The 21583-nt window shown below is 64.9% G+C and carries 20 protein-coding genes; 4 read left to right on the forward strand and 16 right to left on the reverse strand.

The features are described 5' to 3' along the window. The first annotated feature begins 6 nt into the window (after window positions 1-6). Window positions 7-774, forward strand: coding sequence for a fumarate/nitrate reduction transcriptional regulator Fnr (fnr, locus tag AC56LG_RS18995; RefSeq protein WP_497167623.1), 768 nt, complete (start codon window positions 7-9; stop codon window positions 772-774). A 41-nt stretch (window positions 775-815) separates the two neighbouring features. On the opposite strand, the gene AC56LG_RS19000 is transcribed toward fnr, so the two are convergent. The 8 genes from AC56LG_RS19000 to ccoN all read right to left on the reverse strand — a co-directional run bounded on the left by AC56LG_RS19000 (window position 816) and on the right by ccoN (window position 8458). Next, on the reverse strand, window positions 816-1244 hold the full coding sequence (locus AC56LG_RS19000; protein WP_497167624.1) for a VOC family protein: 429 nt from the start codon (window positions 1242-1244) through the stop codon (window positions 816-818). A gap of 172 nt (window positions 1245-1416) precedes the next feature. Further along, complete coding sequence (locus AC56LG_RS19005) at window positions 1417-3252, reverse strand: DUF885 domain-containing protein (protein ID WP_497167625.1); 1836 nt, start codon at window positions 3250-3252, stop codon at window positions 1417-1419. Window positions 3253-3325: 73 nt separating this feature from the next. Further along, the gene (locus AC56LG_RS19010; RefSeq protein WP_497167626.1) at window positions 3326-3877 is read right to left on the reverse strand and encodes a FixH family protein; all 552 of its coding nucleotides are present in this window, start codon (window positions 3875-3877) and stop codon (window positions 3326-3328) included. A gap of 10 nt (window positions 3878-3887) precedes the next feature. Beyond that, a complete protein-coding gene (gene ccoG, locus AC56LG_RS19015) occupies window positions 3888-5279 on the reverse strand; it encodes a cytochrome c oxidase accessory protein CcoG (protein WP_497167627.1) in 1392 nt (463 codons plus the stop codon). Beyond that, complete coding sequence (gene ccoP, locus AC56LG_RS19020; RefSeq protein WP_497167628.1) at window positions 5276-6211, reverse strand: cytochrome-c oxidase, cbb3-type subunit III; 936 nt, start codon at window positions 6209-6211, stop codon at window positions 5276-5278. Before ccoP ends, ccoG begins: the two co-directional genes overlap by 4 nt. Then, window positions 6204-6368: a cbb3-type cytochrome oxidase subunit 3 gene (locus AC56LG_RS19025; RefSeq protein WP_497167629.1), complete on the reverse strand. Its 165-nt coding sequence runs from the start codon at window positions 6366-6368 to the stop codon at window positions 6204-6206. The genes ccoP and AC56LG_RS19025 overlap by 8 nt, the downstream gene beginning before the upstream one ends. A gap of 1 nt (window position 6369) precedes the next feature. Continuing rightward, window positions 6370-6987: a cytochrome-c oxidase, cbb3-type subunit II gene (ccoO, locus tag AC56LG_RS19030; protein WP_497167630.1), complete on the reverse strand. Its 618-nt coding sequence runs from the start codon at window positions 6985-6987 to the stop codon at window positions 6370-6372. A 10-nt stretch (window positions 6988-6997) separates the two neighbouring features. Then, window positions 6998-8458: a cytochrome-c oxidase, cbb3-type subunit I gene (ccoN, locus tag AC56LG_RS19035; protein ID WP_497167631.1), complete on the reverse strand. Its 1461-nt coding sequence runs from the start codon at window positions 8456-8458 to the stop codon at window positions 6998-7000. A 185-nt stretch (window positions 8459-8643) separates the two neighbouring features. Between ccoN and AC56LG_RS19040 the strand changes: the two genes are divergently transcribed. Next, a complete protein-coding gene (locus tag AC56LG_RS19040; RefSeq protein ID WP_497167632.1) occupies window positions 8644-9042 on the forward strand; it encodes a TraR/DksA family transcriptional regulator in 399 nt (132 codons plus the stop codon). A 39-nt stretch (window positions 9043-9081) separates the two neighbouring features. Here AC56LG_RS19040 and ccoS read toward each other — a convergent pair whose 3' ends face one another. From ccoS to AC56LG_RS19065, 5 genes are all read right to left on the reverse strand, one after another. Then, a complete protein-coding gene (gene ccoS, locus AC56LG_RS19045) occupies window positions 9082-9237 on the reverse strand; it encodes a cbb3-type cytochrome oxidase assembly protein CcoS (RefSeq protein WP_497167633.1) in 156 nt (51 codons plus the stop codon). Between the two features lies 1 nt (window position 9238). Next, window positions 9239-11635, reverse strand: a complete 2397-nt coding sequence (locus AC56LG_RS19050; RefSeq protein WP_497167634.1) for a heavy metal translocating P-type ATPase — start codon at window positions 11633-11635, stop codon at window positions 9239-9241. Continuing rightward, window positions 11632-12387: a sulfite exporter TauE/SafE family protein gene (locus tag AC56LG_RS19055; protein WP_497167635.1), complete on the reverse strand. Its 756-nt coding sequence runs from the start codon at window positions 12385-12387 to the stop codon at window positions 11632-11634. Before AC56LG_RS19055 ends, AC56LG_RS19050 begins: the two co-directional genes overlap by 4 nt. Before the next feature lies 1 nt (window position 12388). Beyond that, window positions 12389-13846, reverse strand: a complete 1458-nt coding sequence (hemN, locus tag AC56LG_RS19060; RefSeq protein WP_497167636.1) for an oxygen-independent coproporphyrinogen III oxidase — start codon at window positions 13844-13846, stop codon at window positions 12389-12391. 125 nt (window positions 13847-13971) lie between these two features. Next, on the reverse strand, window positions 13972-15528 hold the full coding sequence (locus AC56LG_RS19065; RefSeq protein ID WP_497167637.1) for a methyl-accepting chemotaxis protein: 1557 nt from the start codon (window positions 15526-15528) through the stop codon (window positions 13972-13974). A gap of 178 nt (window positions 15529-15706) precedes the next feature. On the opposite strand from AC56LG_RS19065, the gene AC56LG_RS19070 reads away from it, so the two are divergent. Continuing rightward, window positions 15707-16153 carry a metal-dependent hydrolase gene (locus tag AC56LG_RS19070; RefSeq protein ID WP_497167638.1) on the forward strand — a complete coding sequence of 149 codons (447 nt, stop codon included), beginning with the start codon at window positions 15707-15709 and terminating at the stop codon, window positions 16151-16153. 672 nt (window positions 16154-16825) lie between these two features. Here AC56LG_RS19070 and AC56LG_RS19075 read toward each other — a convergent pair. Both AC56LG_RS19075 and AC56LG_RS19080 read right to left on the reverse strand, forming a co-directional pair. Then, on the reverse strand, window positions 16826-17701 hold the full coding sequence (locus AC56LG_RS19075; RefSeq protein WP_497167639.1) for a S1 family peptidase: 876 nt from the start codon (window positions 17699-17701) through the stop codon (window positions 16826-16828). 150 nt (window positions 17702-17851) lie between these two features. Beyond that, window positions 17852-18982 (reverse strand): hypothetical protein, encoded by a 1131-nt coding sequence (locus AC56LG_RS19080; RefSeq protein WP_497167640.1) that lies wholly within the window; start codon window positions 18980-18982, stop codon window positions 17852-17854. 349 nt (window positions 18983-19331) lie between these two features. Between AC56LG_RS19080 and AC56LG_RS19085 the strand changes: the two genes are divergently transcribed. Continuing rightward, entirely contained in the window at window positions 19332-19868 is a 537-nt protein-coding gene (locus tag AC56LG_RS19085; RefSeq protein WP_497167641.1) for a hypothetical protein, read from the forward strand. A gap of 394 nt (window positions 19869-20262) precedes the next feature. On the opposite strand, the gene AC56LG_RS19090 is transcribed toward AC56LG_RS19085, so the two are convergent. Further along, window positions 20263-21555, reverse strand: coding sequence for an acyltransferase family protein (locus AC56LG_RS19090; protein ID WP_497167642.1), 1293 nt, complete (start codon window positions 21553-21555; stop codon window positions 20263-20265). Between the last annotated feature and the right edge of the window lie 28 nt (window positions 21556-21583).

Genomic DNA, 21583 nt, shown 5'->3' on the forward strand with positions numbered 1-21583 from the left:
GCAACGATGAGCCAAGGCACCTCCCTCCCCGCCGGCGCGCCGATCAATCTCGGCGTCATCAAGGCCAGCTGCGGCGCCTGCAGCATGCACCAGTTGTGCCTGCCGATGGGGCTCGACGACACCGACATGAACCGCCTCGACCAGATCATCGGCGCGCGCCGCCGCATTGCCCGCGACGAGCGCCTGTACGCGATGGGCGAGGCGTTTCGCAGCCTCTACGCCGTGCGCTACGGTCACTTCAAGACCTACCAGATCAATGCGGCCGGCGAGCAGCAGATCACCGGCTTCCAGATGGCCGGCGAACTGCTCGGCATGGATGCGATCAGCGGCGACCGCCACCATTGCGACGCGGTGGCGCTCGAGGACAGCGAGGTCTGCGAGATCCCGTTCGCGCGCCTGGAAGAACTGTTCGGCCAGGTGCCGACGCTGTTGCGCCATTTCCACCGAATCATGAGCCAGGAAATCACGCGCGAGCAGAACGTGATGTTATTACTGGGCAATATGCGCGCCGAGCAGCGCTTCGCGGTCTTTTTGGTGAACCTGTCGGCGCGCTATGCGGCGCGCGCCTATTCGGCCACCGAGTTCGGGTTGCGCATGTCGCGCGAAGACATCGGCAATTACCTTGGCCTGACCATCGAGAGCGTCAGCCGGCTGTTGTCGCGATTCAAGAAGCAGGGCTGGATCGCGGTCGACAAGCGCGAGGTAAAACTGCTCCAACCTGCCCGGCTGAAAGCGATGGCGGCCGGCACCGAGACCTGCAGCCCGATGAACTGAGACGGTGCGTCCCGGTTCCGGGACGCCTCACGACGTGACGCTCAAAACGTGACGGTCACCGAAGGCGCGCTGCGGGTTGCCTCGCCATGATGGACGGCTTCGATGTTGTTGCCGTCCGGGTCGAGAACGAACGCGCCGTAATAGCCGGGGTGATAGGCGCGCTCGCCCGGCGCGCCGTTGTCGCGGCCGCCGGCCTGCAACGCCGCCTTGTAAAAAGCATCGACGCCGGCGCGGTCGCGCGCCTGGAAGGCCAGGTGATGGCGCCCGGTCAGCCGGCCCTGGGCGGCGTCGCTGGAAGCGCTGGAAACGAACAGTTCGTCGTACCAGAAATAGTCGTCGCCCTGCCCGCCGAGCGGCACTTGCAGGACGGCGAAGACGGCGCTGTAGAACGTGCGCGAGGCAGGCAGGTCGGCGACGACCAGCTGGATGTGGTCGATCAGGCGGCCGCGGTGGAGTTCCTGGGTTTGCATGTGTGCTCCTCGGATGACACCTCGTCGGTCAGGCGATTATGCCACGTATGCCATCGGCGATAACGGTTGCGCACGTAGGGCGGGCATGCCCGCCTTACGGCGTGTGCGACCCCGCGGCAGATATAAGAAAGGTCATGCCCACGCACCTGCGCGTACGGCGGGCATGCCCGCCCTACTGCTTCGCAATCCAGCCGTCGACCAGCTGCCCCAGCACGTCGAGCGGCACCGACCCGGCGCCCAGCACCATGTCGTGGAAGGCCGGCAGCGAGAACTTCGGTCCCAGCGCGGCCTTCGCCTTCTCGCGCAATTCGACGATGCGCAGCATGCCGATCATGTAGGCGGTGGCCTGGCCGGGCCAGACCACGTAGCGGTCGACTTCCTCGACGTTGATGCCGTAGTCGACCGCCTGCTGGCGCGTCCAGCCCTTGGTGTGCAGGCCGGTGTCGACGACGAGGCGGCGCGCGCGGAACAGTTCCGAGCCGAGCGCGCCCAGCAGACCCGGCACGTCGCCCGCATACCAGCCCTGCTCCACCGCCAGGCGTTCGGTGTACAGCGCCCAGCCTTCGCTGTGGGCGCTGCCGCCGCTGAAGATACGCTGGCTGCGGTATTTCGGGATGCCGGCCAGCTCCTGCTGGATCGCCAGCTGGAAGTGGTGGCCCGGCACCGCCTCGTGGTAGGACAGGCTGCGCATGCGGATCATGTCGAACTTCGGTCCGCGCAGCGGGACCCAGAACACGCCGGGACGGCTGCCGTCCGGCGCCGGCAGGCTGTAGTGGGCCGCGGCCGAGGCTTCCGTCAGCGGCGGCTCGCGCAGCACGTCGACCGGCGCGCGCGGCTTCAGGTTGAACAGCGACGCGCTGCGTGCCTGGGCGTCCTTCACCATCTCCTTGTACTGCGCCAGGATCGCCGGCCGCGGATCGGTGTCGCCCTGCGGCTGGAAGGTGGCGTCGAGCGCCTTCATGCGCGTTTCGATATTCCCCTCGGTGAAGCCGAGTGCGCGCAGGTGCTTGTCCATCTCGGCTTCCAGGCGCGCCACTTCGCGCAGGCCGATCGCGTGGATTTCGTCGGCGCTCAGGGTAGTGCTGGTGAAGTTGGCGATGGCGCGCTCGTACGCCTTGAGCCCGCCCGGCAGCCGCGCAATGCCCGCCGTGTCGTTCGTTTGCGGATGCAGTCCGGCCATGAAGCCCTGCACGCGCAGGTAGGCCGGGCGGATTTTTTCGTCGACGATGCGCGTGGCGCGTGCGATCGCTGCCGTGCGTGCTTCGGGCGTGATGTCTTTCAGCTCGGCACTGCGTTTTTCCAGCGAGGCGACCAGCACGTTCTGCGGCACCGCCGGTTTCAGGAAGGTGTCGACCTGGAACTGGGCGCGCTCGAGGATGAAGCGCGGCGGGATCAGCTTGCGCTCGCTGGCGCTGCGGGCGCGCGCCAGCGCCTCGTCCATGCGCGTGCCGACCTGCTCCAGGCGTGCCAGCCAGCTGTCGACGTCCTGCGCACTGCGCATCGGGTGGGTCTGGGTCATGTAGTTGACCAGGCCGACCTGCGGACCGCCGAACTGCGAAAACACGAAGCCGTAATCCTCGAACGGCTCGTTGGCGATCACGTTCGACAGCGACCAGCGCATCACCGCGGCCGAAATCTTCCGGGTCTCGTCGAGCGGGCCGGCGAGGAATTGATCGAGGCGGGCCACGCCGGTTTTCGCCAGGGCCACCATCTGCTGGCGCCGGGCCGGCGTTTGCGGCGTCAGCTGGCGGTCCAGCGCGCTTTGTTCCGCACCGCTGAAATACTGGGTACTGCTGGCCAGTTGCGGGTTCATGCGCACCCAGTCGTTGGCGAAGCGCTCGGCCCAGGCGTCGAAGGCGGCGTTCGGCTTGTTCGCGGCCTGGCTGGCACTCGCCTTGGCGACAGGCGCTGCCAGCGCGCTGCCGGGGACGGCGGCAGCGGCGAGCGCGAGCGGAATGAACAGGGCGGCAACGGCGGCGCGCAGGCTGCGCGGGGTGGAAATCGGCATGGTCTCTCTTCTGTTTATTGTTCGGCAAAGTGCCGTGGCGAATCTAACATGGAAGAGTTATGCACGCCAATCTTTACGGGGCCGCCCGCCCCGCTCCATCCTGGCGGTCGGCGACGATGTGCAGGCCGGGGTCCTTCGCCGGGCTCCAGCTGCGCGCGAGGCGCCACTGCCTGCCCTCGTCCTCGACCACCACCTGCCAGTGCGTCATCTCGAGCGCAGGCAGGCCCAGCGCGAAGTTGCCGTCGTCGTTCGGAAAGGCGTCCAGCACCAGGTCCTTGGCCGGCTGGGTCGGATGCGCCAGGTGGATCCGGAATGGCGCCGCCAGCGGCCGCCCGAAGCTTTCCAGGCGGCCGACCAGGCGCCCGGCGCGGGCCTCGTGGCGGGCCGCAAAGTCCAGCCGCAGGCCGCTCGCCATGCGGTCGCGGCGCAGGTCCTGGTTGATCGCCTTGCCCTGTTTGTAGTAGTCGTCGACCACCATCGCGTCCGGCTGGCGCAGCGCCAGCAGCACGGTCACGGCGGTGGCCAGCATGACCACCACCGGCCCCAGCATGATGAACCACGGCCAGCGATGGCGGTACCAGGGCGCCGGGCGCTCCTGCTGCAACACGGGTGACTCCTTGCGCATGCCGTTCTCCTCAGCGCGGAACGATGAAGACCGCTTCTTCGCGCACCGTCACGGCGGCGTCGTCGAGTGCGGTCACGGTAAAGGCGATGCGCTGCGAACCGGCCCTGGCGCCGGCTTCGGCGCGCACCCGCACCGCCACCGAGCGGGCGCTGGCGCCGCCGATCTCGACCACTTCCTCGTCGACGATCGACGCGCCCGGCAAGCCGGCCACCGCGATGCGCAAGAGGCGTGCCTCTTCGCTCGTGTTCATCAGTTGCAGGCGGTAGACGTTCTCGATGCGGCCATCCTCGACCTCGCGCCCCATCGAACCGCGGTCGCGCATGACGTCGACCTTCAGCGGCACGCGCAGCGCCAGCGACGCCGTCATGCCCGCCACCATCAGCGCCAGCACCGCCGCATAGCCCAGCACGCGCGGCCGTAGCAGGCGCCGCCGCACCTGCGCCATGTCCCAGCCCCTGGCGAGCGCATTCTCGGTCGCGTAGCGGATCAGGCCGCGCGGCTTGCCGACCTTGTCCATCACTTCGCCGCAGGCGTCGACGCACGCGGCGCAGCCGATGCATTCGTACTGCAGGCCGCGCCGGATGTCGATCCCGGTCGGGCAGACCTGCACGCACAGGGTGCAGTCGATGCAGTCGCCGGCCGGCTCGCCCGCCCGCGCGCCCGCCTGCGCGCCCGGCCTGCGCGGCTCGCCGCGCGCGCGGTCGTACGTGACCACCAGGGTGTCGCGGTCGAACATCGCGCTCTGGAAGCGTGCGTAGGGGCACATGTATTTGCAGACCTGCTCGCGCAGCCAGCCGGCGTTGCCGTAGGTGGCCAGGCCATAGAACAGCACCCAGAAGGTTTCCCAGCCGCCCAGGTCGAGGTGGCGCACGCCGGCCAGCAGCGACTGCAGCGGCGTGAAGTAGCCGACGAAACTGAAGCCGGTCCACAAGGCCAGCGCCAGCCAGGCCGCGTGCTTGGCGCCCTTCTTGCCGATCTTTTCCAGGTTCCAGGGCTGGCGCTCGAGCCGGATGCGGGCGCTGCGCGCGCCCTCGATGCGGCGCTCGATCCACAGGAACAGCTCGGTGTACACCGTCTGCGGGCAGGCGAAGCCGCACCAGACCCGCCCCGCCACCGTGGTCACGAGGAAGAGCCCGTAGGCGCAGACGATCAGCAGGCCCGCCAGGTAGATGAAGTCCTGCGGCCACAGCACCAGCCCGAACAGGTGGAACTGGCGTGTGCCGAGGTCGAACAGCACCGCCTGGCGCCCGTTGTACTGGAGCCACGGCAGGCCGTAGAACAGCAACTGGGTCAGCCACACGCACACCCAGCGCAGCGTCGCGTAGCGGCCCCTGGCCTCGCGCGGATGGATCTCCTGGCGCGGCGCGTACATCCTGACGACCGCTTCGCGGGGCTCGTTCATTTTGCCGCCACCTGTGCGCCCGCCGGATGCGACAGGCTCCACACATACGCCGACAGCACGTGCACCTTGGCTTCGCCGAGGAATTCGCCAAAGGCCGGCATGGTGTTGGTGCGGCCCTTGCGGATGGTCTCCATCACGGTCTCGGCGCTGCCGCCGTAGAGCCAGACCTTGTCGGCCAGGTTGGGCGCGCCGAGCAGGGTGTTGCCCTTGCCGTCGGCGCCATGGCAGGCCACGCAGGCGGCGAACTTCGGCTTGCCGAAGACGACCTTGATCGGATCGGCGGTCAGGCCGGAGAGAATACGCACATAGTGCGCGACGGCCTCGACGTCCTTGTCCGAGCCGAGCGCCGCCCCCATCGGCGGCATCTGGCCGACGCGCCCGGCCATGATGCTGGCCTTGATCGCGGCCGGGTCGCCGCCGTGCAGCCAGTCGTCATCAAGCAGGTTGGGAAAGCCCTTGTTGCCGCGCGCATCCGACCCGTGGCATTGGGCGCAGTAGTTCATGAACATGCGCTCGCCGATCGCGCGCGCCTGCGGATCGGCCGCCACCGCCTGGACACTCTGGCCGGCGTAGCGCGCGAACAGCGGGCCGTAGTCGGCATCGGCCTGCTTCAGTTCGGCCTTGTAGGCGCCGTGCGAATCCCAGCCGAGCCGGCCGGCGTGGCTGCCCAGGCCCGGATACAGCAGCAGGTAGGCGGCGCCGAACACGATCGTCAGGTAGAACAGCCACATCCACCAGCGCGGCATCGGCGTGTTCAGCTCGGTCAGGTCTTCGTCCCAGACGTGGCCGGTGGTTTTTTCGGGTTCGCCGTCAGGCCCGATCTTCGCCTTGTGGGTCGACTGCGACCACAGCAGGACGGCGCAGCCGGCGATCGACAGTATGGTGACGAGGGCGATGTACCAGTTCCAGAAGCCGCTGGTGAAATCATTCATGGTCGTCCTCCGCGTCGGCGAAAGGCAGCGTCGCGGCGGCGTCGAAATCGGCGCCGCGTTTCAGCAGGAAGGTCCAGAGCACGATGCCCATGAAGGTGGCGAACGACACCACGGTCATGACGCTGCTCGCGCTGTCAAACAGGCGTTCGATGTCCATCTCAGTTCCTCTTCTTGATCTGCGTGCCCAGGCCCTGCAGGTAGGCGACCAGGGCATCCTGTTCGGTTTTCCCCGCCAGTGCGGCGGGCGCGTTGCTGACGTCATCCTCGCTGTAGGGCACGCCCAGGCGCTGCATCGCGCGCAGTTTCGGCAGGATCGCGGCGGGATCGAGCCGGTTCGCCGCCAGCCATGGGTAACCCGGCATGTTCGATTCCGGCACCACGTCGCGCGGGTTGTCGAGGTGGGTGCGGTGCCACTCGTCGCTGTAGCGCCCGCCCACGCGCGCCAGGTCCGGCCCGGTGCGCTTGCTGCCCCACTGGAAGGGGTGGTCGTAGACGAATTCGCCGGCCACCGAATAGTGGCCATAGCGCTCGGTTTCGGCGCGGAACGGCCGGATCATCTGCGAGTGGCAGTTGTAGCAGCCCTCGCGGATGTAGACGTCGCGTCCCGCCAGGCGCAGCGGAGAATAGGGTTTCAGGCCGGCGACCGGCTCGGTGGTCGATTTCTGGAAGAACAGCGGCACGATCTCGACCAGGCCGCCAAAAGAGATCACCAGGAGCACCAGGCCGATCAGCAGCCAGGGATTCTTTTCGATCCATTCGTGGGTAAAGTTTTTCATGCGCGTTTCCTCAGGCGTGGTGCGGCACGGGCGCGCCGGCGTGGCCGTGGCGCGGCTTGTTCAGGTCTGGAATCGGGGCGTCGACGTTCACCGTGCCGGCCAGCGTCTTCCAGGTATTCACCGCCATCAGCACCATGCCCGACAGGTACAGCAGGCCGCCACCGAAGCGGATCACGTAGTACGGATAGCTGGCCTTGACGCTTTCGGCGAAGGTGTAGGTGAGCGTGCCGTCGGCATTCACCGCGCGCCACATCAGGCCCTGCATCACGCCGGCGATCCACATCGAGGCGATGTAAAGGACGATGCCGATGGTGGCCACCCAAAAGTGGGTTTCGACCAGCGACACGCTCCACATCTGCTTCTTGCCGGCCAGGCGCGGGATCAGGTAGTAGATCGAGCCCATGGTGATGAAGCCGACCCAGCCCAGGGCGCCGGCGTGCACGTGGGCGACGGTCCAGTCGGTGTAGTGCGACAGCGAATTGATGGTCTTGATTGCCATCATCGGGCCCTCGAAGGTGGCCATGCCGTAGAACGAGAGCGAGACGATCAGGAATTTCAGGATCGGGTCCGAGCGCAGCTTGTGCCAGGCGCCCGAGAGCGTCATCACGCCGTTGATCATGCCGCCCCACGAGGGCGCCAGCAGGATCAGCGAGAACACCATGCCCAGCGACTGGGTCCAGTCGGGCAGCGCGGTGTAGTGCAGGTGGTGCGGGCCGGCCCACATGTAGGTGAAGATCAGCGCCCAGAAATGGACGATCGACAGGCGGTACGAATACACCGGGCGCTCGGCCTGCTTCGGGATGAAGTAGTACACCATGCCGAGGTAGCCGGCGGTGAGGATGAAGCCGACCGCGTTATGGCCGTACCACCACTGGATCATGGCGTCCTGCACGCCGGCATACACCGAATACGACTTGAAGGCCGAGACCGGGATCGCGGCGCCGTTGACCACGTGCAGCACGGCGACGGCGATGATGTAGGCGCCGAAGAACCAGTTGGCGACATAGATGTGCTGCACCTTGCGCTTGACGATGGTGCCGAAGAAGACCACCGCGTAGGCGACCCAGACCACGGTGATCAGGATGGCGATCGGCCATTCGAGCTCCGCATACTCCTTGCCGCGCGTGAACCCCATCGGCAGCGTGATGGCGGCGGCCACCAGCACCGCCTGCCAGCCCCAGAAGGTGAAGGCGGCGAGCCGGTCCGAGAACAGGCGTACCTGGCAGGTGCGCTGCACCACGTAATACGAGGTGGCGAACAGGCCGCAGATGCCGAAGGCGAAGATGACGGCGTTCGTGTGCAGCGGACGCAGGCGCCCGTACGACAGCCAGGGCACATCGAAGTTGAGCGCCGGCCAGGCCAGCTGGGCGGCGATGAAGACGCCGGCCGCCATGCCGATCACGCCCCAGACGACCGTGGCAATGGCAAACTGGCGCACGATCTTGTAGTTATAGTTTAGACTGCTTTTCAAGATACTCTCCCGAGTGGATTCGCTGCGATGACAGCGGGAGAGTAATTTTCTGGACCTTAAAAATCCTTGATGTGAATCAAAATGTTCAGTTTCACTGGGGATACGGACGAAGTCGTCCGCTGCAAGGAAACGCATCAAGACGCATCGAGGATTGTGACCACGCATTTCGCCCGACAGGAAACCCCATGCCCATTTCGCAATCCCTCCACGAAGAAGTCGCCAAACGCCTGCAGGAAAGCCGCGACGCCACCCTGGCCACGGTGCGCGGCCGCACCGACGGCGGCACCGGCGACGACGCCCCCGTCATTGCGCCCGCCGCCCACCAGGCCCAGAACGACGACGCGCCCACCGCCGGCATGATCGCCGACGACGAGGGACGCTTCGCCGACCACGAAACCGCACTGCTGCACGAGATCGACGCCGCCATCGGCCGCCTCGAATCGGGCGGCTACGGCATCTGCGAATCCTGCGGCTGCGAGATTCCCGAGCAGCGCCTGCTGGCGACGCCGACGGTGCGCACCTGCGTGCCCTGCCAGGAACGCATCGAGCAGGAAGAAGGCGCAGGCCGCGGCCCGACGATGTAAGCGTGTCGATGTAGACGTTTTTCGCAGCGCAGGCGGCCGTCAGGGCGGGTCGGCGCTGTCGTCGTCGCGCAGGATGCGCAGCGCCGGGCCTTCCAGGTCCTCGAACTGGCCGCTGTCGGCGGCCCCGAAAAACACCCAGAGCGCCAGCGCGACCAGCACCAGGCTCAGCGGAACGAGCAGGTACAAGGCTTCCATCTCACCTCCGCAAACGCAACGCATTGAGCACGACGACGGCCGAACTGGCCGCCATGCCGATACTCGACAGCCAGGGGTTGAGCAGGCCCAGCGCCGCGGCCGGAATCGCGGCCAGGTTGTAGACGCTGGCCCAGGCCAGGTTCTGACGGATCACGCGCAGCGTGCGCGCCGCCGTCGCGGCGGCGTCGGCCAGCGGCGCCAGGCTGTCGCCAAGCAGCACGCCGTCCGCATGCAGCTGCGCCAGCGCGGCGCCGTTCCCCATCGCGAACGAGACGTCGGCGCCGCGCAGCACGGCCGCGTCGTTGACGCCATCCCCCACCATCGCCACCACCGCGCCGGCGCCCTGCAAGCGGCGCACGTACGCCAGCTTGCCGGCGGGGAGCTGGTCGCCCAGCGCCACCGCGATGCCAAGTTCGGCCGCCACGCGCCGCGCCGCGCGCGTGCTGTCGCCGCTGAGCAGCACCACGCGCTTGCCGGCCGCTTCGAAACGGCGCACGACGGCGGCCGCCTCGGGACGCACGGGGTCGGCGATGTCGAAGCGCGCCAGCCAGCCGCCCGCGTGGCCCAGCCAGGCGGCGCCCTCCTCCGGCACCGCCGGAGCCGGTCCGGCGACGGCGCCGACAAAGCCCGCGCTGCCGAGCCGGTAGCGCACGCCGCCAAGCGTTCCCTCGATGCCCTGCCCCGCAACATGGTCGATGTCCAGCGCGGTCGCGTGCCCTCCCGCCGGCGGCGCGGCGGCGCGGATCGCCTCGGCCAGCGGATGCGCATTGCCGGCCTCGAGCGCCGCCGCGATGCGCAGCACGGCGCCCTCGTCCAGCGCGCCGAGCAGCCCGATGGTGCGCAGCCGCGGCCGGCCCAGCGTCAGCGTGCCGGTCTTGTCGAACACGACGTGGGTGGCGCGCTCGAAGGTTTCCAGCGTGTGCGGGCTGACCGCCAGCACGCCGCGCCGCAGCAGGCTGGCGCTGGCCGCCGCCAGCGCGGTCGGCGTGGCCAGCGACAGCGCGCACGGGCAGGTCACCACCAGCACCGCGATCGCCGCCGGCCAGGCGCGCGCCGGATCGGCCAGCTGCCAGGCGCCGAACACGAGCGCGGTCAGCACCAGCAGGGCCGCGACCGACCAGGCCGCGACCCGGTCGGCCCTGAGGGCGATGGCCGGCTTGCCCTGCCCGGCGCGCTCGGCCAGGCGCACCAGTTGCGCCAGCGTGCTGTCGCAGGGCGCAGCGCCGACCCGCAGCACCACGGCCTGGGCGATGTTGACGGCGCCGCCGGGCAGCACCTCGCCCGGTCCCACGCGGCGCGGCGCGCTCTCGCCAGTCAGCAGGGACAGGTCGGCCTCGGTGCTGCCTTCCAGGATGGTGCCGTCGGCCGGCGCCGCCTGTCCGGGCGCCACCAGCACCACGTCGCCGGGCTGGAGCGCGGCGGCGGCCACCAGATCGCTGCCGCGTTCCTGCGGCCAGGCGCGCATGCGCTGCGCCGCGGCCGGCAAGGCGCGCTGCAGGACGTCGAGCGCGCCGGCCGCGCGGCGGCGCGCATCGAGTTCCAGGTAGCGGCTGGCCAGCAGCAGGAACACGAACATCGTCACCGAATCGAAATACACCTCGCCCTGCCCGCGCACGAGGGCCAGCGTGCTGCCGGCGAAGGCGGCGCCGATGCCGAGCGCCACCGGCACGTCCATGCCGGGCAGGCCGCGCCGCAGGTCGCGCCAGGCGCCGGCGAAGAAGGGCCGCGCCGCGTACAGCACGGCCGGCAGCGTCAGCAGCATCGAGGCCCAGCCCATCAGCGCGGCCATGGCGGCGTCCATGCTGCCGTCGTCGGCCAGGTAGACCGGCACCGCGTACATCATCACCTGCATCATCGACAGGCCGGCGACGAACAGCTGGCGAAACAGCGTGCGCCGCTCGCGCGCCAGGTGTTCGCCGTGGCGCCGCGCCTCGTAGGGATAGGCGCGGTAGCCGATCGCGCGCAGCGCGCGCAGGATGGCGCTGGTGCGGCAGGCCGCCGGATCGCGGCGCACGTGCAGGCGCCCGGCGCTGACGTTCAGCGACGCTTCCAGCACGCCCGGCAGCGCCGCCACCCGGCGCTCGATCAGCCAGACGCAGGCGGCGCAGCGGATGCCCTCGACCGTGAAGACCGCCTCGGCGGCATCGTCGGCGCCGTCGTACAGCGCCAGCTCCGGCGCATCCGCCGCCTCCGCCACGTCGGCGCGCGCGCCGTAGCCGCTGCGCTCGGCATAATAATCGGCGCAGCCGGCGTCGACGATGGCCTCGGCGGCGGCGGCGCAGCCGGGGCAGCACATCTGCTGCTCGCGGTCGCCGACGCGCGCCTGCCAGGCGCGGCCGGCGGGCAGCGGCAGGCCGCAGTGGAAGCAGCCCGTCAGTTCGCGTGCGGGCGCGTTCATGACGCCAGTCCGGGCGTGAGGCAGACGGCGGCCCAGCCGGCCGGCAGGCCGCCCGCCGCGCGCGCCAGGCCAAGCAGGCCGAAGCCCAGTACCAGCAGGCCGCAGGCCAGGCGCACGCCGCGCAGGCCGAGCCAGCCGCGCAGGCGCGCGCCGGCCACCCCGAGCGCCAGCATCATCGGCAGCGTGCCCAGGCCAAAGGCCAGCATCACGGCCGCGCCGCCGGCCGCCGAGCCGCTCAGCATGGCGCTGACCAGCGCGCTGTAGACCATCGCACAGGGCAGCCAGCCCCACACGGCGCCCGCCATGAACATGCGCGCCGGCGTGTCCGGCGGACCCACGCGGCGCAGCAGCGGCGCCAGCCGCCGCCACAGCGCGGCGCCGGCCCCCTCGATGCGGGCCACGCCGCGCCAGGCATCCATCAGGTACAGCCCGAGCGCGGCCAGCAGCAGGTTGGCCAGCACGTGGGCCACGCCCTGCAGCAACGGCAGCGCGGCCAGGCGCGCGGCGCCGCCGGCCAGTCCCCCGGCGAGCGCGCCGGCGCCGGCGTAACTGACGATGCGCCCGGCGTTGTAGGCCAGTGTCCGCGGCAGCGCCGGCGCCGTCGCGACAGCGTGCAGCGCGATCGCGGCGGCGCCCGCGCGCGCGCGCGGCGGCGCCAGCGACAAGGCCCCGACAATGCCGCCGCACATGCCGGCGCAATGGACGCTGCCGAGCAGCCCGACCACGAACACCGGCAGCAGCGCGATGCCCATCTTAGACGGTGCGCGAATAGCGCAGTGCGGGAGCAGATGCGGGTGCGGATACGGGAGCGGATGGGCCCAGGTAGCGGTCGAACACCATGCACAGGTTACGGATCAGCAGGCGCCCGCGCGCGGTCACCGTGATCCACTCGCCGTCCAGCGCCAGCAGGCCGTCGCGCGCGTAGCCGCGCAGCTGCGCCAGCTCGGCGGCGAAGTACTTGTCGAAGGCGATCGGGAAAGCCTGCTCGATGGCGGCAACCGACAGCTCGAACTGGCACATCAGCTTCTGGATGATGGTCCGGCGCAGCAGGTCGTCCATGCCGAGCGCGACGCCGCGCACCACCGGCAGTTCGTTGTTGTCGAGCGCCTCGTAATAGTCGTCGAGCGTCTTCGCGTTCTGGCTGTAGGTGGCGCCGACGGCGCCGATGGCGGACACGCCGCAGGACACCAGGTCGCTGTCGGCATGGGTCGAATAGCCCTGGAAGTTGCGGTGCAGGCGGCCCTGGCGCTGGGCCACCGCCAGGTCGTCGTCCGGTTTGGCGAAATGGTCCATGCCGATGTACACATAACCGGCGGCGCCCAGGCATTCGATGCACAGGGCCAGCATGTCCAGCTTGACGGCGCTGGACGGCATGTCCGCTTCCAGGATGCGGCGCTGCGGCTTGAAGAGGTGCGGCAGGTGGGCGTAGTGATACAGCGAAATGCGGTCCGGGCCGGCGTCGATCACCCTGGCGATGGTGGCCGCCATCGATTCCAGGTTCTGCTTCGGCAGGCCATAGATCAGGTCGATGCTCACCGAGCGGAAGCCGGCATCGCGCGCGGCGGCGATGATGGCGCGCGTTTCGGCCTCGGGCTGGACCCGGTTGACGGCTTTCTGCACGTCGGGATCGAAGTCCTGTACGCCCAGGCTGATGCGGTTGAAGCCCTGGCGCCGCAGGCTGTGCACGCGCTCGGCCGACACGGTGCGCGGGTCGACCTCGATCGAATACTCGCCGGCCGCGTCGGGTGCGAAGCTGAAGCAGCGGCGCAGGTGCGCCATCAGCTCGCCCATCTGCGCGTCCGACAGGTAGGTCGGGGTGCCGCCGCCAAAGTGCAGCTGCGCGACTTCATTGATGCCGGCAAACAGCGCGCCCTGCAGCGCGATTTCGCGCTTCAGGTAGCCGAGGTAGGTCGCCGCCTTCTCGCGCTTTTTCGTGACGATCTTGTTGCAGGCGCAGTAATAGCAGACCGTATCGCAGAACGGAATGTGCAGGTAGAGCGACAGCGGCCGCGGCGCGCCCCGTGCGCGTACTGCCGCGACCGCATGCAGGTAGTCGCGGTAGCCGAAGCGCGTGCCGAAGCGGTCGGCGGTCGGGTAGGAAGTGTAGCGGGGGCCGTTCTTGCCGAGGCGGGCGATGAGGCCGGCATCGACGTCGACGCCGCCGGTGAATGCACACGCGGCGGACGTGGGCGCAATGGTTGGGTGAAGCATGGGCGACTCCTGCTGCCTGCAGCGCCGCGGAATGCGGCGCAGCTCGATGGGAGGAGTCTATTGATGCGGCTCAGCAAAATCCTTGACTTGCATCAAATTCAGAAATGGTAGGGCGGCGCCTGCCCTCAAGCGCGCCCTTCTCCGAACTTGAATACCGACAGCGCCTGCACCAGGCGCGCCGCCTCGTCGGCCACGTTGCCCGATGCGGCCGCCGATTGCTCGACCAGCGCCGCGTTCTGGCGCGTGATCGCGTCGAGCTCGGCCATGGCGACGTTGACTTCGCCGATTTCTCCACCCTGCGCCTGGCTGGCGTGGGTGATGTCGTGCATGATGCCGGCCGCGCTTTCGACCGAGGCCACGACTTCGCGCATGGTCTGGCCGGCCTCGCCCACCAGCGCATTGCCTTGCGCAACCTTCTGCACCGAATCCTCGATCAGGGCCTTGATCTCCTTCGCGGCGCCGGCCGAGCGCTGGGCCAGGCTGCGCACTTCGCCGGCGACGACCGCGAAGCCGCGGCCCTGCTCGCCCGCGCGCGCCGCTTCCACCGCCGCGTTCAGCGCCAGGATATTGGTCTGGAAAGCGATGCCGTCGATCAAGCCGATGATGTCGACGATGCGGGTGGCCGAGGTGCTGATCTGGCCCATGGTGACGCCGACGCGCTCGACGGCGTCGCCGCCGCGTCCGGCCACGTCGGCCGCGGCGCCCACCAGGGTGTCGGCGCGGCGCGCGCTGTCGGCATTGCGGCCGGCGGCGCCGGCAACCTGGCCGAGGGTAGCGACGGTCTGCTCGAGGCTGGCCGCTTGCGACTCGGTGCGGCCGGCCAGGTCGATGTTGCCGGCGGCGATGTCGCGCGTGGTGTGCTCGATCGAGCGCACGTTGCTGCGCACGTCGCCGACGATCGCCTGCAGGTTGATGTTCAACTGGCGCAGCGCGCGCAGCAGGTGGGCGAATTCGTCGCTGCCATGAGCTTCCGGCAGGTGCGACAAATCGCCACCGGCCAGCGCGTGCACGGCCTCGGTCGCTTCGCGCAGCGGCGCCACGATCGCCTGGCGCAGGCCGGCCCAGGCCGCCAGCGTGGCGAGCATGCCGATGCCGGCCGCGACGCGCCAGGCGGCGCCGTCGGCGGCGAAGCCGAGCGCACCGATCAGCGCGGCCTGCGTACCCATCACCAGGCCCAGGCGGCGGCCCAGCGGAAGGCGGCGCAGCCCGTGCAGCCGGGCTGCGAATCCGGTGCGTACCGCGCGCCCGCCGCGCATGGCGAGCGCGCCCTGCTCGCCGGCGCGGAATCGCCGGTACAGTTCGGTTGCGGCGGCCACTTGCTCACGCGTCGGCGTGGTGCGCACCGACATGTAGCCGACCACGCGTCCCGCTTCCTTGACCGGCACCACGTTGGCGACCACCCAGTAGAAGTCGCCGTTCTTGCGGCGGTTCTTGACCATGCCGGTCCAGGGCTGGCCCGCCTGCAGGGTCTGCCAGAGGTCGGCAAAGGCTTCCGGCGGCATGTCCGGGTGGCGCACGATGTTGTGCGCCTTGCCCAGCAGTTCGTCTTCGGGAAAGCCGCTGACGTCGATGAAGCTCGGGTTGACGTAGGTGATGCGGCCCTTGACGTCGGTCTTCGAGACGATCGACTGGCCTGGTTCCATCCGGTATTCGATGCCGGTCACTGGCAGATTGGTGCGCAATGCATTCTCCTATAGCGTCCGATACGACTTATTGCCGCACGGAAAATTCGAAGGCCTGATTTTACGCTGTCAGAATCGACCAAATACTTGAGTTGGATCAAAAAATTGAGCTTGACTGTTCGAAACCGGCAGTTTGTGTTCAGGCTGCCACAGGGGAAGCCAATGCTAGTATTGCATCATGGATAATTTGACCCACTCGCTCGTCGGCCTTGCGCTCGGTGAACTCACCCATCGCCTGCTGCCCCGGAACCCCGATCCCGCCAGGGCTTCGACGCGGCGGCGCCTGCTGCTCACGGGCGCTGCCCTGGCCAGCAATTTCCCCGACCTCGACCTGGCGTTGACCGGCCTGGCGCCGGCGCCGCTCGGCTACCTGCTGCACCACCGCGGCCACACGCACACGCTGCTGTACGCGCTGCCGCAGGCGCTGCTGCTCTTGGCCGCGCTCTGGCTGCTGTGGCCGGCGGCGCGAACGCTGCTGCGCGCCGATGCGCCGGCGCGGCGTGGGCTGGCGGCGGTGACCGTCCTCGGCCTGCTGCTCCACTTCGGCATGGATGCGCTGAACGTCTACGGCATCCACCCGTTCGCGCCCTTCGATCCGGACTGGTATTACGGCGAAAGCTTTTAAACCCCCAAACGTTATAGGAGCATCCCAATACGGGGTCCTATTAGTACGTATAATGTGTTGCGTTATACGATCCAAGTAAATTCGTGTACGTACGTGGGCAGTGCGCCAGCATCCTAATGTGTACGTCGACCACTGCCAGATACGGACACCAAAAAACCAACCGGTTGTTAGTCTGAGAACGGGCAGGGTCGTCGACAAATCTGCTCAAACGAAGAGCCCTACACAGCACGCTGTATTTGACACACCCGCGAGCGCAACCATCTACCCTGCAGGAGGTATCGAGACCCTGGGGACCCAATTAGTCATAAAAGTCGCGGTATGAAGGCAGTGGCGCCTGCTCAGCGTGCTCGGCTCTTTCAGCACGTTCCTGTTCACTAACCGGTCGCGGTCCTTGCTTCCAATCGAATTCGGCCACGGCATCAGGACATCCCGAAGCAGAGCCTATCCATAACGTTAGCGCTGTCTCAGCGAATACATCCGCTAAACGCCCAATTGTCTGCACTCCTGGTTCTCGAGGTAGGCAAAATGGTTCTCGTCCAGCCGTAATATCTAAGCGGAGTTCTGATGAATCATCCATCCGTCATGGGTGCTCTACATCGCGAACGTCGAGCTCTGCAATTAGCTCGCGGAGAGCCTTGCAAAGGCGCTCTCAGTTTTTTTGGCAGGTAAAATTCAATTTTTTTGCAATGGCGCGCTGTTTCCAATTTCGTCAGAAACATATTTAAACTGTGCCACTCTGCCACCCTGTTCATCCACAGTCCATTCTAAGGGAAGCTTAGCGACGTTGGTTGTTCCACACGTGGCGTAATCATATTTTTCTTCGATGTCCTGCTCAAAATCCGAGCTAAGAATCCCAAATGCTGCTGGGGCTTGACCAGTTTGAAGTCTCAGTACAGGGCCTCCGCTCATCCCGCCGAAGATAGGAAAGGTAGCAGTAACGCAAGGGGTCTTCAGGCGCATATTGCCGTCTGGATGTACTTCACTAACCGTTCCGATACGTCGGGTGAGACAAGCTTCAAACTTCACTTTCAGTGATGCGCCATCCATATGTGGCGAAAAATTCATATGTTTGAAACCTATACCTTCGATCGCAGTTCCTGGCGACGGGAGTTCCGCATCCATCCGTATGTTATGGGTGAAAATAGGGCGAGAGTCGGACTTAGTCTTCACGACCTTGAATATCGCAAAATCCGAACGGCGCTCATAAAATAGTTCAGAAAACGTTAAGCGGTGTATGCGCCGATCCTGAAAGATGAAACCGAAGACCTGCTCAGCATCAAGGTCTACTTCTTGCGCTAACGGGTGAAGAGCATCAAAAACTGTATGTCTTTCGACAGCGAGCGGATTCTGCCGATGATATATATGGTCGAACACATGTGCAGCACTAATCGCTCGCGCGTACGTGCCACCTGCGCCGACCACGAACGCGCTGCCGACTGCTTCGTACCAGTTTGCGTCTCGACGCATACATATGGTTATGAGGGCATTGAATACGGCCTCATCTAGCTTCGGAATATTTTCGGTCCAGTACTGTCCTTGCCCAAGCATATATATGTCCCTAATTTTTATTCGTTGTTCCGCATTTGAATGTCCGCCGCTGGTAGAAAGTGGAGCTACCTCGATCGGCAGTTTCCGACACAATGTACAGGTTCACTTCTCGATTTTTTACCCATAAATCAATGCATTGTTGACGCGCGCTTACCTCAACAAGAATTCGTCCAGTGGACGCGCGCGTTTGTATCGATGGGACTCCCTTAGCATCAGCCAAAGAGCTAAAGTTGTAGTGCCCAGCGTGTCCCTATCCTTTACCGAAAGCTCATCCTCGGCTGATAGCCAGCCTTTGATCGATATAGGAAATAAATCATCGACTTGAGAAAGTGGATAAGATGCCTCAGCAATTAATTTATCAAATTCCCCGACGAAGCTCGAAGATGCGTTCCACGCCTGTCGTGCACCGGCAAGCGTGCAAATAGTCCTAGATCGAGGGAAATGGTAGTTTACAGATTCACCTTTTTTTAGGCCCAGCGCCACTTGAAGCGCGAGGTAATTACATTGTGTGCCAAAAAGGAGGTCGCGGCAGAGCTTCGACTCGTCTAGGAAGAACCCGCTGTGAGAGCGATATTTCACGAATAGCAAGCCGGAACCCCAGTCCGCTTCAGCTTCTAAAGCTTTCAGATACTGACTGTACATTGAACTTTTTTGCCACTTATGAGCAATGTACCCATGCGCAGCACAGGCATGCGCAGCCTCGTGGAAGAAGATCAGAATCAACGCGTTTATAACGATCTCAACGGTGTCCTCTAGTCCCGATGAATTGTCCAGATTCATCGTTAAGATGCCAATCGGCTCAGTCTCGGGATCCCATCGGGTCTCTTCGGCCCTTGTATTGAATACGCTGTCGACAAAATGGCCGTACCCGTCCTCTTCCCACATCGTTTGCAAGCGATTAGCGAGCCCAATAAGAAGAGGAATACCCCCTAATCGAACTGATACTATGCAATTCCGTAACGAGGAATTCTTGACGAATTTCTCGTCAAGTCTCGCGCCATGCGTCTTTCCATCGAGGAAACTTGTCCGTATATATAACCCATCTGCATTCGACTGCGCATTTAGCCAGTCGGCTGCCTTTTGCAGTTCGCAAGCGGCACGCACAGCAACACTTTGGACCAAGTCCTGGTGAACGTTCGCGTTGGCAGAGCTGTAATCTGCGTAGCTTTCCGCATGGGCGACTTGCTCACGTAGCGGCACTATAGGAAGTTCGATATCGCCACAGTCGGGGCCGTCAGTCAGGAACAGAGCGATGTCTTCGTCAAGTGGATTCTTGGACATATGTCATTTTCAAAAGCGCCTGCACTTGTGGTGCTACGACGAACCCGATAGTGCCACGACTCGTCATCGTATTCGTGTAGTCCCCATTCTTCACTGACAAGCGGTTGATTCGACTGCCTACGCTTGTTCGAAAGCGGGGATTCCGGATGCCTCAGTGTACGGTGTTGATGCTTTCAGAACAAGCTAGAGGTTGTGTTAGGCGCTCTAAACCCTTGGGGTAGGTTCCGCCTCTCGCCGACAGCGACCGATCACGGACAGCTACTGTTTGGCTATACGCGTATCCTGTCCTGTATGATTTTGGAAGCATCTCGACTGTATCGACATGCCGATAACACATTTGAGGAACGAGATGAGACAACTTCCGAATGGGTATTTGTATGCCGTCGTTTTCGACAACGGATCTGCGCGTATCGGAAAAAGCGAGACGAGCACTACACGTGACTTGCGTATTGCCCAGCACAAACTTGCGGCCCGTGGGCTTGGCCATGAACCTGTATTTGATGACTGGGTTGAGGTGCTAACGGATGACCTGACTTTCAGGGAGATTGCGCTCATGGCGATTTGCGAGCAACACGCTGGGCGGCGGCCTGGATTGGAGAAAACCGAGTGGTTTATATTCGAAAACGTTAGTCGTGCGACTGCCTGCTTGAAGAAATCTTTGTCACTGGCGTGCACTGAAGAAGGAAAAATGATCGGCTTAGTATGGAGTCGGTCACCGAAGCTGTCTCAGGCGCTAGAAATAATATTGCGCACAGGACGCACAGCGGCCGCTGTCGCTCGAGAGGTACAGATCGCCCAAGATATCATCTATAAGTGCCCAAACTACCGGGAGATCCTGCGGTTGAGAGCTAGCAAACTCAAGGGCGCTAACGAAGTGCAGCCTTAGAGGTAAGCCATTCGAAAGCAGGCAGCGCGCTGCCCGTCGTGCTATTCCGAGACGGCAGAATTATCAGCGATTTTGATTCGATAATTAGCCTTGCCAGGCACAATTAACATCGCAGGCAGTCGTTTTCGATTGTTTATACGGACTGGAGGCAAAGCGGAATTAGCGTTAAGCGCAGAGATGAAAGCAAACACCAAAGACCGTCTCAGCAGAAGAACGTGCTACGGTGACGGTTACGTCTCCGACATTCCTCAAGAATGGTACAACGTGCACGACTGCTACGACAACATTCCACCGAACTAAGCTCCAGCGATCTTGGTAACACAGCGCACTAGTGAGATCAAAGTTGGGGCATCGATGCGAGCACCTTGCCCCCTCCCCCGGCTCCGCCTTGCTATCAAGTCCGAACCGTACCGACACGCGTAAACAGCTGAGCCTTCAGCCACTGGCGCACGCGGCCGGTATTCGCCTCAAACGGCAGATGGAAGAAGTAGCCACCAACCACGAGCACCAGGAACATCGCCGCGTAGACGAGGTAATGGGACAGGATGTGGGGCGAGAGCTTGCTGGTACCGAGCAGCGACGGCATCAGGTACACCATCACGAGAATCAGCGGCACGTGCAGCACATACAGGGTAAAAGAGAAATCAGCGAAGAATTTCCCGGTGCGGTCCAACCGGTCCAGCTTGGGAGACGGCTGGCGTTTGAACTGCATGCTGGATAGGAACAGTCCGAAGAGTAAGCTAAACATTAGAAACTGGGGATAGCTTTCCAGATTAAATTCGTTTGTACCCTTCAGGCGGATGAGGACGGCGCTGCCGGCGGCCAGGATCAGCAGTACCCACCGCAGGACCGGTCCCGCCTCGATCTTCACCCGCGAGAAGGCGACGCCGAGCAGCCAGATCGAGAAGTACAGGATGATCTCGGGCGTGACCAGTTGGACGATGGCACCGATCGCCAGCAGCGCCGAAGCCCGCCACGCGATCGATCTTCCTCGAAACACCAGTACCAGCAGCGGGAACAGCACGTAATACCAGGTCTCGTTGGCCAGGCTCCACAGCGGGAAGTTCTCGCCGAACGAAGGCACGAGGATCGTCTGCAGGCCGAACATGTTGCCGATGAAGGCGCTCACCGAATACGGGTCGTCTGCCGAAAACGAAACCCGGGCCGGATCGACCACACCTACGGCGACGCCCGCGAGGAGCGCGACCACGAAGGTCGGCAACAGCACGACCCACAGGCGCGAGACCCGGTCGACCGCGTAATGCTGGAGCGCACGGTCCGAGTCCATTTTGTTGAGAAAGCTGCCACCGACCAGCCAGCCACTGAGCACGAAGAAAACCATCACGGCCAGGTAAGCGAAACCCGTGCTGAATGCCAGCCCCACGAAGAGCACGGGTGGGTTCGCCACCTCACCGAAGCCGGGATAGGTCATGGCACGCAGATGCGCCGCGGCCACCTCCATCCCCTGAACAGCGAGATCAACATCGAATGCCAGTTGTCTTCCTGGAGATTTGTCTTCTTCAGAATCGTGATTTTCGGCATGACCGCCGCTCCTTAATGAACAAGTTCGGAGTGACGATATAACCCAACCGATGTCGATATTCTGAGCAGTCCCAAGCTGCAGGGCTTGGCAGAGCCAAGCACCCGAAAACGCGATGCCGCGGCGCATTTTCTTGTATTGCGGCACCAAACGCCTATTTTCCCGCGCACTCCCC

The sequence above is a fragment of the Telluria sp. ZB2R32 genome, from assembly GCF_059685715.1.

Coding starts and splice junctions, on each gene's coding strand:
- fnr (WP_497167623.1), top strand. CDS start 7: ATGAGCCAAGGCACCTCCCTCCCCGCCGGCGCGCCGATCAATCTCGGC.
- AC56LG_RS19000 (WP_497167624.1), bottom strand. CDS start 1,244: ATGCAAACCCAGGAACTCCACCGCGGCCGCCTGATCGACCACATCCAG.
- AC56LG_RS19005 (WP_497167625.1), bottom strand. CDS start 3,252: ATGCCGATTTCCACCCCGCGCAGCCTGCGCGCCGCCGTTGCCGCCCTG.
- AC56LG_RS19010 (WP_497167626.1), bottom strand. CDS start 3,877: ATGCGCAAGGAGTCACCCGTGTTGCAGCAGGAGCGCCCGGCGCCCTGG.
- ccoG (WP_497167627.1), bottom strand. CDS start 5,279: ATGAACGAGCCCCGCGAAGCGGTCGTCAGGATGTACGCGCCGCGCCAG.
- ccoP (WP_497167628.1), bottom strand. CDS start 6,211: ATGAATGATTTCACCAGCGGCTTCTGGAACTGGTACATCGCCCTCGTC.
- AC56LG_RS19025 (WP_497167629.1), bottom strand. CDS start 6,368: ATGGACATCGAACGCCTGTTTGACAGCGCGAGCAGCGTCATGACCGTG.
- ccoO (WP_497167630.1), bottom strand. CDS start 6,987: ATGAAAAACTTTACCCACGAATGGATCGAAAAGAATCCCTGGCTGCTG.
- AC56LG_RS19040 (WP_497167632.1), top strand. CDS start 8,644: ATGCCCATTTCGCAATCCCTCCACGAAGAAGTCGCCAAACGCCTGCAG.
- ccoS (WP_497167633.1), bottom strand. CDS start 9,237: ATGGAAGCCTTGTACCTGCTCGTTCCGCTGAGCCTGGTGCTGGTCGCG.
- AC56LG_RS19050 (WP_497167634.1), bottom strand. CDS start 11,635: ATGAACGCGCCCGCACGCGAACTGACGGGCTGCTTCCACTGCGGCCTG.
- AC56LG_RS19055 (WP_497167635.1), bottom strand. CDS start 12,387: ATGGGCATCGCGCTGCTGCCGGTGTTCGTGGTCGGGCTGCTCGGCAGC.
- hemN (WP_497167636.1), bottom strand. CDS start 13,846: ATGCTTCACCCAACCATTGCGCCCACGTCCGCCGCGTGTGCATTCACC.
- AC56LG_RS19070 (WP_497167638.1), top strand. CDS start 15,707: ATGGATAATTTGACCCACTCGCTCGTCGGCCTTGCGCTCGGTGAACTC.
- AC56LG_RS19075 (WP_497167639.1), bottom strand. CDS start 17,701: ATGCTTGGGCAAGGACAGTACTGGACCGAAAATATTCCGAAGCTAGAT.
- AC56LG_RS19080 (WP_497167640.1), bottom strand. CDS start 18,982: ATGTCCAAGAATCCACTTGACGAAGACATCGCTCTGTTCCTGACTGAC.
- AC56LG_RS19085 (WP_497167641.1), top strand. CDS start 19,332: ATGAGACAACTTCCGAATGGGTATTTGTATGCCGTCGTTTTCGACAAC.